Annotated in this window: 10 protein-coding genes; 2 read left to right on the forward strand and 8 right to left on the reverse strand. The window is 54.7% G+C overall.

Annotation, left to right across the window (positions count from 1 at the left end; all coding sequences use genetic code 11):
- Nucleotides 1-88: 88 nt before the first annotated feature.
- Both ABJK56_RS09415 and ABJK56_RS09420 read left to right on the forward strand, forming a co-directional pair.
- Nucleotides 89-769 carry an ABC transporter ATP-binding protein gene (locus tag ABJK56_RS09415; protein ID WP_347244411.1) on the forward strand — a complete coding sequence of 227 codons (681 nt, stop codon included), beginning with the start codon at nucleotides 89-91 and terminating at the stop codon, nucleotides 767-769.
- Nucleotides 770-780: 11 nt separating this feature from the next.
- Nucleotides 781-4,236, forward strand: a complete 3,456-nt coding sequence (locus ABJK56_RS09420) for an ABC transporter permease (protein WP_347244412.1) — start codon at nucleotides 781-783, stop codon at nucleotides 4,234-4,236.
- 108 nt (nucleotides 4,237-4,344) lie between these two features.
- Here ABJK56_RS09420 and ABJK56_RS09425 read toward each other — a convergent pair whose 3' ends face one another.
- The 8 genes from ABJK56_RS09425 to ABJK56_RS09460 form a co-directional block, all read right to left on the reverse strand.
- Nucleotides 4,345-5,694 (reverse strand): Gfo/Idh/MocA family oxidoreductase, encoded by a 1,350-nt coding sequence (locus ABJK56_RS09425; protein ID WP_347244413.1) that lies wholly within the window; start codon nucleotides 5,692-5,694, stop codon nucleotides 4,345-4,347.
- 624 nt (nucleotides 5,695-6,318) lie between these two features.
- Nucleotides 6,319-7,143 (reverse strand): FkbM family methyltransferase, encoded by an 825-nt coding sequence (locus ABJK56_RS09430; RefSeq protein ID WP_347244414.1) that lies wholly within the window; start codon nucleotides 7,141-7,143, stop codon nucleotides 6,319-6,321.
- 196 nt (nucleotides 7,144-7,339) lie between these two features.
- Nucleotides 7,340-8,803 (reverse strand): glycosyltransferase, encoded by a 1,464-nt coding sequence (locus ABJK56_RS09435; RefSeq protein ID WP_347244415.1) that lies wholly within the window; start codon nucleotides 8,801-8,803, stop codon nucleotides 7,340-7,342.
- A 521-nt stretch (nucleotides 8,804-9,324) separates the two neighbouring features.
- On the reverse strand, nucleotides 9,325-9,780 hold the full coding sequence (locus ABJK56_RS09440) for a DUF2703 domain-containing protein (RefSeq protein ID WP_347244416.1): 456 nt from the start codon (nucleotides 9,778-9,780) through the stop codon (nucleotides 9,325-9,327).
- Nucleotides 9,781-9,819: 39 nt separating this feature from the next.
- Nucleotides 9,820-11,004: an ACR3 family arsenite efflux transporter gene (gene arsB / locus ABJK56_RS09445; RefSeq protein WP_347244417.1), complete on the reverse strand. Its 1,185-nt coding sequence runs from the start codon at nucleotides 11,002-11,004 to the stop codon at nucleotides 9,820-9,822.
- 104 nt (nucleotides 11,005-11,108) lie between these two features.
- A complete protein-coding gene (locus ABJK56_RS09450; protein WP_347244418.1) occupies nucleotides 11,109-11,525 on the reverse strand; it encodes a metalloregulator ArsR/SmtB family transcription factor in 417 nt (138 codons plus the stop codon).
- A gap of 137 nt (nucleotides 11,526-11,662) precedes the next feature.
- Entirely contained in the window at nucleotides 11,663-12,394 is a 732-nt protein-coding gene (locus ABJK56_RS09455; protein WP_347244419.1) for a TSUP family transporter, read from the reverse strand.
- 193 nt (nucleotides 12,395-12,587) lie between these two features.
- The gene (locus tag ABJK56_RS09460) at nucleotides 12,588-13,865 is read right to left on the reverse strand and encodes a LamG-like jellyroll fold domain-containing protein (protein WP_347244420.1); all 1,278 of its coding nucleotides are present in this window, start codon (nucleotides 13,863-13,865) and stop codon (nucleotides 12,588-12,590) included.
- Nucleotides 13,866-13,919 lie beyond the last annotated feature (54 nt).

A 13,919-nucleotide genomic window follows, 5' to 3' on the forward strand; every position in this document is an offset into this window, starting at 1 on the left:
GGGCGGTTTTGCAGAGGTATTTCAAAGCTGTATAGTGACACTAGCTGGTATTGCTTAAGTGTAGCCTCTTTAAGACGGGACGGCAGACATGACGGTGTTAGCGGTCCACGGACTGAAAAAGGTGTATCCTTCTCCAGGACAGCCTGTGTGCGTTCTGAATAATGTAGAGTTTGAACTTCACTCTGGAGACCGCGTAGCGATTCTGGGACCGAGCGGGTCTGGGAAAAGTACTCTCTTAAACATCATCGGGGGATTGGACCAGCCCACAGAAGGCCGTGTATCGGTGGACGGCCAGGTGGTCTCCGAGATGGATGAAACAGCACTTTCCCGCTATCGAAATAGAACCGTCGGGTTCGTTTTTCAGGACCATCATCTTTTGCCGCAGTGTACGGTCCTTGAGAACGTCCTTGTACCGTGTTTGGCATCGGGAGCACCCGAGCGGGAGGAAATCGAGTGGGCTCTGGCCCTTTTAGAGCGGGTTGGGCTGAAGGATCGCATCTGGCACAGGCCAGGCGAGCTGTCGGGGGGTGAACGCCAGCGCGTGGCCCTCGCCCGCGCTCTGATACGGCGCCCTGCTCTCGTTCTGGCTGACGAACCAACAGGCAACCTGGATCGAACGACAGGTGAGCACGTAGCGCAGCTGCTTGTTGAGCTTCACCAGGAGCAAAACAACATCCTCATTGTAGTGACTCACAGCGAACATTTAGCCGCCATGATCGGAAAACGATGTCGGCTTGAGAACGGGCAACTGACGTGGGAAAACACGTGAGGCTGACTTCCATGGATCCGAAGCGCCGGGTTTTCTCGATTGGAAAGTTGGTTCGCGCGACCCTCTGGTATTTTTGTTGGCCGTTTATCGGTGTTGTCCTGGCGGTTGCCGTGACGACCGCCGTGTTGGTGGGAGCCCTTGTACTCGGCGATTCCCTTCGCCACAGCTTACGTCATCAGGCTATCGATCGCCTTGGTGCCGTCGACGACGCTCTTTTTCCCGCGGGGTTCCTTCGTCAAGATTGCACGCGTGACTGGCAGGAGAAGACCCACGTGTACTCACAGATCGTGCCAGTCATTCGTGTGTCAGCTTCACTGGAAAATCCATCAGGCAATGGTGATAGAACCGCCCGTGCTAATGGAGTGCAAATCATCGGTTGTCCCCCGGCCTTCTGGACGTTGGGTCATGTAAAACCCACTCGCCAACCTCAGGGCCGAGAAATTGTTCTCAACGAAAAGACCGCGGAATTACTTCACGCCAAGGTAGGTGACCGAATTGTTGTGTGGCTTCCGGTGCTTCACGGAATCCCAGCCGAGAGCAGCCTTGGGCGGCGCGCCGATGTGGTGAAGCCATCAGCCGCAGTAGTGGTAGATATTGTGACGAATGAGAATCTAGGGGCGTTCCAGCTAGCGGGGTCGCAAGAAATTCCTCGCAATGCTTACGTGGATCTGGCATGGATTGCGGAAGAGATTGGTCAGCCCGGTGGCGCCAATGTCGTCTTGTTTTCTAGGAAAGCTGAGTTTTTACACGATACGGGGAAGGCCCTTGCCGAAGTAGCACAGCTTTCTATCTCCCCCGAAGATTATGGGCTCCATGTGACCAGGACGCGAAGGGGCTATCTCTTTCTGACGACGGAGAGGTTGATCTTCGATCCGGCTACTGAAAAAGCGGTGACGGAGCGTGTGAAAGACCTGAAGTTCCAACGGGTATTTATTTATTTGGCAGAGCGAGTCACTTGTCCCAATGGCGAAGCCTGGTATGCGACTGTGGCGGCGGTCCCGCTTGTGTCTGATTCGCCTTTTGGCCCCTTCCTGGACACGGCGGACCGCCCTGTCACGACGCCAGCCGAAGACGAATGTGTCCTCAACGAATGGATGGCACAAAGGCTGAAGGTCAAACCGGGCGAGCAGATCACGCTTACCTATTTTGCTCCCGAAACAGACGGTGGTGATATCCGGCGGGAAACCGCTGTGCTGAAAGTGAAAGCCATTGTACGTTTGCAAGGGGCCGCTGCCGATCCAGAACTCGTCCCCGAGGTACGCGGACTGACAGACAAAAAGACCATTGCCGATTGGGATCCGCCATTCCCATTTGACCCTTCCCGTGTCACGCGCGAGGACGAAGAGTACTGGGCCCAGTATCGGGCGACACCGAAGATTTTCGTCTCCCCAGAATTTGCCGAAGAACATTGGGCGAGTCGCTATGGGAAAACCACAGGCATTCGCGTTCTTCCGACCAATGGGCTGGATGAAGAATCGCTTCGTGCTCGGCTGACGTTATCCGTGGGAGAACTCGGCTGGCAACTCCAGCCTGTCAGAGAACAGGCTCTCAACGCTTCTCAGGGCACCACACCCTTTGATGTGCTTTTTCTGGCCTTTAACCTGTTTGTTGTTGTAGCCAGTTTACTGTTAACTGGACTTCTGTTCGTGCTCAACGTAGAAAAACGTGCCAATCAACTGGGACTCGTACGAGCCGTCGGTTGGCCTCGAACAAGAGTTCTTTTCTGGCTTCTCGGCGAGTCCTCAGTTTTAACCGTGGTCGGAACCTTGGGGGGAGTTCTGCTCGGGGTGGGATATGCGAAACTGCTTACCCAAGCACTGCATACGATATGGCTTCCCGCCCTGGGGGTTCCATTTCTTCACCTCGCTGTCACGCCGTTTGCCATTATCCTCGGTATTGTGTTGGGCATCGCCTGTTCGCTCCTGGTTACGGTTGTCATGACACAGCGGTTCGTTCGTTTCACGCCGCAAGTCCTGTTGATGGGGACTTGGGCCTCGGAGGGAATGGGCGGAACAAAGTCCGGCAGAGAGTACGGTCGGGCCATTGGAATTCTGGTCGCCGTCATCGCACTTGTGGGGGCAATACTTTTGGCTGGGCTCGGTTTTGGTAGTGACGAACGAACTCAGGCGGGCGCCTTTTTCGGATCGGGGGCACTCATGCTTTTCGGTCTGTGGCAGATATTGGTCCTATGGTTCAGGGGTTGGCTGCGAATGAAAGCCGTTGTTCGTCGGATCACCGGTCTCGCTGCTAGAAATCTTGGGCGGAATCCAACGCGATCGGCACTGAGCACCATTTTGATGGGCCTGGCAGTATTTCTCGTCATTTCAGTAAGCAGTTTTCATTTGGACGTCAGCGACCGGGGGCCCGATTTCACCAGTGGTGACGGAGGGTTCTGGCTTGTCGGTGAAAGCGATCACCCGATTTTTTCCGACCTGAATAGCGTCGCCGTTAGGCGCTCGCTGGGCTTAAGTGACGCTGATTTGGTGGAGTGGAAGAATGTTCGCATCTATGCGCTGCGTCGTCGTGCCGGAGAGGATGCAAGTTGTTTGAACCTCTATCGGACGCGGGAACCGATTGTCCTGGGGATTGACGACGACGTCATCGCGCGAGGCGGTTTCCGATTCACGTCGGTGATGAAATCTGCGGAAAACAGAGCGGACAGCAATCCTTGGGAGTTGCTCAAACGACCACCCGTCATCGATGCAGAGGGTGTTGTCCATGTGCCAGCCATCGTGGATGATGCGACGGCCAAGTACGCGTTTCAAAAATGGCGAGGCGTTGGGGAAAACTTCGAGATGGTCCTACCCACGGGTAAGCGAGTCGCCTTTCAATTTGTTGGGCTTTTAGATAATAGCATCTTTCAAGGACGGATTCTCATTTGGGAAAGAACGTTCCGCGAGTTGTTCCCGGATGTTGCCGGCTACCGGTACTTTCTCATAGAAATTCGGTCATCCGATGACGTGCGCCCGTTAGACAAAACTCTGGTGACAAAAGTTCAACAATTTTTGGAAAAAAACTTTGCCGCCGAGGGCCTGCAATTAGTTTCCACCCGAGAGAAATTGCGAGCTCTCTATGCTGTACAAAACACCTATCTATCCACATTCCAGTCCCTGGGCGGATTGGGACTTTTGCTGGGCACGATCGGCCTGGGGGCCGTCGTTTTTCGCGGGGTTGTCGAAAGACAGACGGAAATTGCCCTACTTCGTGCGGTAGGGTTTTCAGCCAATCGGGTACATTTATTGGTGTTAGTTGAAAATATGATCGTACTTCTCCTGGGGCTCGGAATCGGTGTAATTTCTTCGCTGCTGGCGGTGGCCCCGCAACTCTTGTCAGGACGCGGCCATGTGCCATGGCAGGCTGCCATTACTGTCGGGGCGCTCATGCTGCTGATCGGCTTTGCAACAGGCCACGTGGCTGGCCGCTGGATTGCCCGCCAACAGCCAGCTATGGGATTACGGCGTGAATAACTTCAGAGTCACTGGCCAACGTCAATGGGAATTTCTCTCGGATCGCGCCGTGCAGTCGGGCACAACGCCACCGATTATGAGCCGCTTGTTCGATGGGCCATCCAACAATCACACGAAGCGGTACCGCCCGGGCATAGGGACGGGCGCGACCGGATATGGCCCGAACTCGTACTTTTCCGGACCTAATCTCGTGGTGGACTGCATTGCATCGTCCCACGTGATGGACTGGCCACTGTACACGGCTTCTCGCCCGAGGATGCCGGTCATGGTGCTGATGGCAACGTTTTCGGCCTCGTTTATGGGTTTTCCCTCGCGAATGCTTGCGATGAGGTCTTCGTGTTCCTGTTCGTAAGGATTGGGGTTCGGACCGCGGTAACGCCACCGTTCATTCTTCGTTTGGATCACTTGGCGGCAGTCACTTTCGCCGAGCGAACCCTTAACAAATTCGCTGACGATGTTTTGACATCCGTTTATCTGCCGGCACTGGCTGAATACAGTGACCCCGTTTGGATACTCAAATTCCACGGCGAAATGATCATAGATGTTTCCATATTTGGGATCGGTGCGGACTTGTCGGCCGCCCAACCCGGAGACCGCACGAATGGGATGAGTTCCAAGTACCCAATTGATCACGTCGAGATTGTGGACATGCTGCTCCACGATATGGTCTCCGGAAAGCCATGTGAAGTAGTTCCAGTTACGCAATTGCCACTCCATGTCGGACCAACCCGGCTGCCGGTCCACCACCCAGATTTCTCCGCCATTCCAGTAGCACTTGGCATAGATAATCTCACCGATTGCCCCGTCGTGGATGCGGCGAATCGTTTCCTGATAGCTTTTTTCGTGACGGCGCTGAGTGCCTGCCGCGATTCCGAGGTTCTTTTGCTTGGCCAACTCACCGGCCTTGAGAACTAATTTGACCCCTGGAACGTCGACGGCCACCGGTTTTTCCATAAAAACGTGTTTACCTGCCTCAACTGCCGCCATGAGATGCACGGGTCGAAAGTGTGGCGGGGTGGCCAGAATCACATAATTGACCTCCGGGACCGCTAGAAGTTGCTTGTACGCGTCAAACCCGACGAAGCATCGCTCGGGCGGCACGTCTCGGCCTAATTTCTGGAGGTTGGCACGACAGGCCTCAAGACGATCCGGAAACAGATCGGCCAGGGCGACCACTTTGATATTCTTACGAACAACCGTTGCGTTTTCGGCCACGTCTTCGGTGTGGTAACCCGTGGCCGGATAAATGACCTTTGTCGCGGCTCCCAGCGCGTTAAGCACCGCACCCGTACCCCGGCCTCCACAACCGATCAGCCCAATATTGACCTCCATGTCCTGTGTTAACGCGCCGTGGGCGAAACGTTGCACCACTGCGGCTGTGGCCAGCCCCATGGCACCGGTTTTCACAAGGAATGACCGTCGGTTCAGCCTGCCGGATTCTTGTTGTGAACGCGTCATAGAGGCCTTCCTCCTTTTTTTAAAAGCTGAGTCATCCAAATTGGGAAAACTTCAATCAAGTTATCAAGCCCATTACGAGGAAACAAGAGTCCATGTGCCACCGATGTGGCACGGGGGCTGATGTGTTTTTGGGACGCCTGTGCGTCATCAACCGGTGCAATTTTACTAGTTGTGCATCGGTTCAACCTTAATGGCGAAGAAGCACCTTAATAGCCGATCGTTTTTCCATCGCTCGATACCCGTTGGGCGACTTTATCGGCGGCAATACGAGATCCAATACCTTTCCAGGCTGGATTCTCCTGTCGAGGACATCGGGGATGAGAACCAGCGTGTAAGCCCGCGGCGGGGCCGGACCGCCGCCTATTGTCTGATTCTTGAAAAACGGGGGGCCCGGAGAGAAATCTCGTCAATGTGAGGGACGCCCACTCAGCCGATGGCGCCGCCTGCGGGGCAAATTCAATAGCGGTTTTCATGGGGGGACTCCGCACGCATACATTCGCCCCCCGTACGGGTCCCCGCCCAGCGCTTAATTCCCGTAGTTTTTCGACAGCCGACCCGCCCGGCTCGGTCACAATATGCGTGGCGCTCCATTTTCCGCCTAGTGCGGTCGCCGCTTGGGGGTAATTATGCGGCTGCAGCAGGCTCGGAGTGTGTTGCAACCTCGCGCCGCTTGAAAAGGAAATCGACGGCCGATATTTCGTGGCTGGGGCGCCTGGTCAGAGAAAGGGCTCCCGCACATTCGAATCCGTGGTCCGATAGAAAGTCCACGAGGTCTCGAAAAGAATAGTCCGTTCGGTAAGGTGAATAAAACATAAACTCAGTGAGTATGACCTCGGTTCGCATGAGAGTGTCTGGTGCTCCTCGAAGGATTCGCAATTCATTGCCCTGGGTGTCCAGCTTAAGGAAAAAAGAACCGTGCAGGTCTGGAATCTGCTCAACAATTTGATCGAGTGTTTTCGTGTGCACCATTCGCACCGCGATGGGTTCGGGAGCGTCGTTGGGGAACTTTTCTTTGAGAATGGTCTGATCGGCGGGAACCAGCGAACTCATGGTTCGGTCATGATGCACGTAAAACGGTACCGCTGACTCACGTTCATCGAGTGCGGCACAGATAATCGTCACATTGCTGGACGGATTGCGATGGCGAATTTCCGCCACAAGGTCTTTGTCTGCTTCGATACAGATGATCCGTCGGAAACCAATGAGACGGTGGGCGAGTTGTGCAAAAATGCCCCGGTGGGCGCCCACGTCGAGGAGCACCGGTGGAACATTCGTGACCAGCGCGCGTATGGAGAGAAGTGTTTCCAAGAGTTCGAGAGGATAGCGATCGGGCGGTATGCCTGACTCCGCACATAACTGGCGCACCCGTTCCCGATGGTAAAATGCGGCGCTTTTCTTGAGTACGGTGGTGCGAAGTTTATGCGATAGTTGACTAAAGAATCGTACCATGCCCGAGGATCCTAACCTGAAAAGCGTGCCCCCGTAGTCTCCGCAAAGTTCCTCATTCGGACCTGCTCTCTTCAATGTCGAAACCGTTGCAAGCTGCTTCGCGTTTTAGCCGTTTGGGGGCCAATCCTATCCACCATTTTTCGAACCGGCAAGAGCAGTTTGAGTCCTTTGCCACGCTTCTGCCTTTTGTCCAATATCAGCTCCTCGGCATTTCCATTGGTGAAACCGGCCCAATTCTGGTGGATAGGTTTCCGAAAATCAGATCCGGCGCAGGTGAACTGGTGAGATCGGCGTTCGCAGCTGGTAACGACTGCTGAAATTCCCAAAGCCGATGCAATAGCTCACTGAGCCGACGGGTGAGCTCACGACGCTCAAATCTGTGGATGCCAGGCGGAGGGAGATGGCGGACTGCTCCTCGTTGTTGCCACGCTAAAAAGTGACGTGTGATCGCCCCGGCGATCGCGGGCACGTCGGCGGGTTCCATCACTTCGCCAGCCCCTAGGTCCCGGATAAGATCCCATATATCGCTTTTCTGGACAGGCGCGAGGATCGGTGTACCGGAGCGAAGATAACTGTAGAGCTTGCCGGGGATCATGGGAAGAAAATCTTGACCGCGGTACCATTGACCCACCTGGAGCAAGAGGAGGAGATTCGCGTCGAGCATCATCCGCACAGAGAGCGTCTCCGACACTGGGGGGCGAACTGTCACTACTGACGGTACAGGAAAGCTTTTCAGCAACTGGAGAATCTCTCGCGAGAAGTGCCCAACAAAAACCGCACGTAAAGTCTTGGCCCACTGCGGATGGTTGCTGAGAACCTGCTTGAGGGCTTCTAGAAAGTAGCCGGGCCAGCGGAACCCGTTGCACGTCTGCAGGGGCTGATACTGGAACCCAAAAAACCGAAAAAATGGTTGCAGTCTCGGGTGACGGTCTGGTCTGGTGAAAGCCCCAGAATACAGAATGGTGAACTGATTGGGCGGGAAAACACGAGGGATTGACTCAGCAGATGCAAAGATGTCCTCATCGTAGCCATTGGTCAAAACGGCCACCTTACTTCTGGGAACGCGCAAAAGAGTTTGGAATAGCCTCGCCGAAGTGGCTGTGTTCACGAGAACGAGCGCCGCTTTCCGGAGCAGCCTCGCCTCATATGAACGTTCGAAAAGATAATCGATCCAATGTCGATAATACGTGTTGTGAAAGGCGCTCCACGGGTCACGGAAATCCAGGATGAGTGGAATGCGCAAGGCGTCGTGAACCACTTCTCCGAGTAGATAGGCAATGGGGGGAGGCCCCGAGGCCAGCACTGCATCAGGCCGAAATTGCGATGCCACAGCGAGGAGGGAACGCCTCAAACGCTGAACAATTTCCAGCCGCTCCAGGTGCCGTACCAGCCACCACCCAACCGGGAATACACGCAGGAACGCCTTGAGCGGAAAGGACTTCCATCGCTTGTTGGGCGGATACCATGGCACACTAAAGACTGTGTGGGAAGGCGGAGTGAAGTCGTTGTCGGGGTAAGGGGCAAGTGTCGGGGAACTCGCTGTGAAGACGGCGGGCAGAATTCCGCATTGGGGCAGATACTTGAAGAAACCCTCGATCCGAAAGCTGCCGCTCGTTCGCCGGGGTGGAAAAGATTCGGTGATGATGAGGAGGCGCTTCATCCCGGGCACCGGCTCTCCCACTGTAGCATCTCTCGTAAGCTATTTTATCGATCAGGTCTCCAAAGTTTGTGATTCACGCAGCGAGCATGACGCGGTAAAAAGTCTGGCACTGTCATCGGCATCGTCACGCTTTTGACGTGAGAAAGGTAACGAAAACTTCGACTCGTCCAGGTAGACAAATTGCCAAGCTTGTGTATTCTGGTTCTTTGCACAATGTACCGGCCTCACGGAAGACGAGCTTTTAACGAACAGTACACCGTCGCGCAAACTACAAGTCGGTATTTTTTATAGATTGTCTACCTTATTAAAATTGCTCAGGACGTTTTTGTTTCATCACTTTCTCAGTCTCGGTAAATTTCGCTCCCTAATTTTTGGCAAAGCGTTCAAGGTGCACCGAGTATCGAGGAAGGGGACTGGCAATTCGCCTCTGGCCGGCATCCGTTCTCCCTGGCGCACGTGCGGTGGTTCCTTTGCATCAAGCGTTGTGCAGCTTGACAGCATATGAACCCTGGTAGGGTTGGTCAGTTACAGCAGGAGTGAGAGCTCCCATCTGAACCGGCTTGGCAACAGGCCGACTGGGCTCTTGTACGCTGAACTATTTCGGCTGCCGCGAGCAAACCGGCTTTGATAATCAGTTCGGCAGGGATTGATTCGTAAGGGGTGCCCTCGACAACGAGTGTCCGGCACTCGGCGTCGCCGCAAACGGAGCAACATGGACTCTTTCCCACGGTAGCCCCGAGCCAATCTTCCAGGGGCTTTTCCTGGATATAAACGCGGTTGGATTGTAGAGGATCGCGATCGAACTCTGCGGAAGTAAGTGCCTTCTTTTCCAGGACCACGTTTATTCCCAGGGCTTTCAGAGTTTGGCTCAGTGCGCGGACCGCTTCCTCGACGGCCAATTCTGTGGCGCCGCAGCGGTCACAGGTATTTCCGTGGTCGTCCACGAGGCGTTGCCAAATGATCCGCAGGGCGGCCATAGGGTAATCCTCGGAACAGACATGAATTTGAACGTTAAATCAGCGGTAGGCTGCGAACCAATGACGCGTCCGATTGCAAAAGCTGCACACGGAAAGCATGACGGGTACTTCAATGAGGACACCCACCACTGTGGCGAGAGCAGCACCCGATCCTGGCCCGAAGAGCGCAATAGCGGTTGCGACGGCCAGCTCAAAAAAGTTACTGGCTCCGATAAGTGCACCGGGAGCCGCCACGTTATGCGGTACGCGGAAAAGCCACATAAGGGCATAGGTGAGCGACGAGTTGAAGTACACCTGCACCAAGATGGGAATGGCGATCAGGACCACGTGCCAGAACTTGTTTGTGATGTTGTCCGCCTGGAAAGCAAAAATGAGGACCAGAGTGACCAAAAGGGCGACCATGCTGACGGGAGCCAACTGCGGGAGCAGGACTTTCTCAAACCATTCTTGTCCCCGGGAGGTGATGAACACCCGTCGCAGGATGATGCCTGCCGTGAGGGGAATCACAATGAATACAACGACCGAATAGAACAGCACCTGGAATGGTACCTGGAGAGAGGAGGCACCACTGACGAGAAATCGCACAATTGGGGCAAACAGGACGAGCATGATCAGATCGTTCAGTGACACTTGGACAAGCGTATACGCCGGGTCGCCCTCGGTGAGATAGCTCCACACAAACACCATGGCCGTGCAGGGAGCCGCCGCAAGAATAATAGTCCCCGCGATATACTGGTTGGCATCATCAGGATTAATCCAGTATCCAAACACATAGCGGAAAAACAGCCAGGCCCAAAGGGCCATCGAAAAGGGTTTCACCACCCAATTGATAAACAGTGTGATGAGCAACCCTTTTGGACGCCGTCCCACATTCTTGATGGCGGCAAAGTCTACCTTCATCATCATGGGGATGATCATGAGCCAGATGAGGACGGCGATCGGGACATTGATTTGGCTGCCTTTCACAAATTCCCATTCGCGGCAGACGTTGATAAAATCTGGAAGAGCTTTGCCGAGCAGAACGCCCGCTATCATACACAAGCCGACCCACACGGTCAGATATCGCTCAAAAAAGTTCAGCCGTTTCACATCTGCCCGGCAGGTGGTCTCAGTTGAATCCGGTTTGATGGTTCGGCCGCCGGTCAGCGAATCTGAAGAACTGTGAGCATTATTGGTGAGTTCTTCTGGGTACTCCGGTACACGGGAAGAAATATCACGGTTCATCGACAGTCCCTCCTTAAAGTTCCTCGGGAGTGGCGATTACGTTTGAAGGAGAGCCGTACGGGTTGGTAAAACGGCCCGGTCTCGAAAGGTTGGGCCCCGATCAGCTAGACTTTTTCATTGCATGTCAGCGACACGAGCGGTTGGGGCACTTCCGGGGAACGGCAGGCAGCATACTTCCTGTTTCGTGACAGACAGATTTTCAGACGCTCGCGATCGATCGCGATTTGTGCATCTGTTTCCACCGTGTCGAGAATAGTCTGCACGGTTTTTTGCCATCCTGGCGGCAATTGGTCCAACTCGAGGCTAAAGAAATGCCAGCGGTGCCGGATTTGTTTACGGACTAGTTGCGCTCTTTCGAGGATGGTTAAGTGACGGGATACGGTGGCTCCCGTCAAGTCAAGGGCTTCGGCGATTTCGCACAGGCACAGCTCCCCATGGTGGAGGAGCACCAAAATCCGCAACCGAGTGGGCTCGGCTAGGCTTTTCAATATTCGGGATACCGTGTTGATCGGGCGCGACATGGAACCTCTCTAATGGTGGCACCTAAGCTGGCAACATTTACGTGATTGGCTAAATGTACAAAGAATTCTAACTTCACCCACATGGGGCGTCAAGGCGCGTCGAGGGGCAAACGACTGGCACCCAAACGCGATACACGTTACCGAACAAAAAGAAGTTTCAAAGCTGCGATCACCAGCACCACGCCGAGAGCCCGGCGCAGCCAGAGATCACTGAACCAGGTCGAGCCGAGTGTTGACCCGAGAAGTCCACCCAGTGCCACCGTTCCTACCGCAGGCAACAAATAGGGTGGCATCGATTGAAGGCCCGCCACAACTCCCAGGAGCCCAGAAACTGAGTTGATTAGGACAAATGGGGCTGTGATGGCTGCGGCCTCTCGTGCTGACGTCCATCGCGTCAAAATGAGGATAGGCGTCAAAAATATTCCCCCGCCCGTGCCAGTAAGCCCGGCAAGAAGTCCGAGCAAAGCTCCTGTTAGCAGAAGCAGAAATGCTGGGGGTGACGGCCTGACCGAGCTTTTTTCCCACGATTGGCCCACGAGCATTCGCACAGCGGCAGTGAAGAGGACGATCGCCACAAGGGGGCGGTAGACTACTGGGGCTACCGGCACAAATCCCCCGATGAATGCAAGGGGAGCGGAGCCAGCAAGCAAAAACAACAGGAACCGCCAGCGAGGGCGCACGCTGCTGAAACGAAGAGTAGCGATGGTTGCTACAAAGACATTGAGCAGAAGAGCCGTTGGCCGCATCTCTTCCGGCGCGAATCCAAGAAGAGCCATCCAGGCCAAATAGCCGGACGCTCCCGCATGGCCTACGGAAGAGTATAAGCAGGCGACCAAAAATAACCCTGCGAGGAGCAGCGAGACAGTCATAGTTGGGGCTCAATGTGTTTCATGGTAGGCTGGAGCAACAATGCCGCATTTCCTAAAATAGGCAATTATGCTAGGCAATAATACATTTGAAAAGTGCCTTTATTGGGGCCGTCTCACCTGGTTGTGACCGTTCAACTTTCCCCAAGTGATTTGCGTTTCTATACAAGGAGAATGGCAGCAGGACTTTAAAGACTCACGGCGAGTCAGCTTGAGCATGAGCAGAAATTTCGTCTGGTGAAAGAACACGCGAGTAAATGCGGACGTCGTCAAGCGCCCCGATAAAGTGGGCAGGGTGATCCTTCTCGTAGTTGCCCAGCACGAGGTAACGGTTATTGAAAGTGATCGCTGCGCGGCGCTCCAGGCTGCCAATGTGACGGCCGTCCATGTACAGCTTCATGAAATCGCCGTCAAAGGTGGCCGCAAGATGAACCCATGTGCCAACATTTAAGGCTGTTTGTCCAACCAGGTGGTGACTCCACGGCGTCACAGGAATCTGGAAGCAAGGCTTTCCTTTTATCAAACCCAGCCTAAATCCTGTGGTTTCCAATCCTCCGAAGACACAGTTGATAATCCACCTGTTATCCTGCCCTGGGGTCTCTGTGCGCACCCAGCACTCCACGGTGAACTGCGTGCACCCAGTGAGTGGCTTGTCGAGGGGCACAATGACACACCCTCCCTGACAATCAATAGCCCAGCCTCGGTGCCCTTTGACACGGGAAATCATGTGGAGAATTCCTCCGAGCCGGTGCCCGGAATAATCGAAAGCCACTTCTTCCTGCGGAGGTTCGTCGAATGTCCACCATGCCACGAGCGCTGGGTCTGCCTTTGGAACGATGACCCGGCGTCGCGCTTGCGAAATGAGTGTACGTTGCTTCTCGTAGTATTGCTGGACGGGCGTATCGTACGGTCCCAGGCCCACGTCCTCAGGAATCAAGTCGGTGTGTTGAAAGGGTGCGGTGGAAAAAACACGGCGAACTGCATCGAGGTATTCGAATCCGAACTCACGGTGAGGCGCGATATAGTGCCCTTCGCCCCATTCATTCCAGTTATCCAGAAGAATCAAGCGGCTTCCTAACTGGTCCTTGGGAAAAGAAGCAGCGATGGCCTTGGCACGCCGGAGGAGTTCCTCGAAATCCGGCGGCGGCAGTTTCCAGATTGAGCCCTCGTCTTGCCATCCGCTCCATCCTTGCGATACGGTGATCACCTGGGGGATGATCCCAAGCTCCTGCGTACGCTTGATGTAAGAGAGTTGTGCTTCGACCGCCTGCTGGGGTGTGGGATTATCGCGCACTGGCCACACATAGGCAAAGGTGTAGTCCAGTCCGAGGTCTTTCATGAGTTGAAGATGGCGAGGATCGGTGCCTCGGTATTCTCCCAAAAGATACAGCCCCGCAAAACCAGCTTCTCGGCACAATTGCCGCGCTTTTTCGAAGGCCGAGGCCACTTTGTCCACCCCGCCTAAGTCGTCCACAAGAAACTCGGGTCGATATACAAAAAGAAGAGGCTTGCCGTCTATCACCAGGTA

It is taken from the genome of Thermogutta sp. (assembly GCF_039793925.1).
Classification (GTDB): Bacteria; Planctomycetota; Planctomycetia; order Pirellulales; family Thermoguttaceae; genus Thermogutta.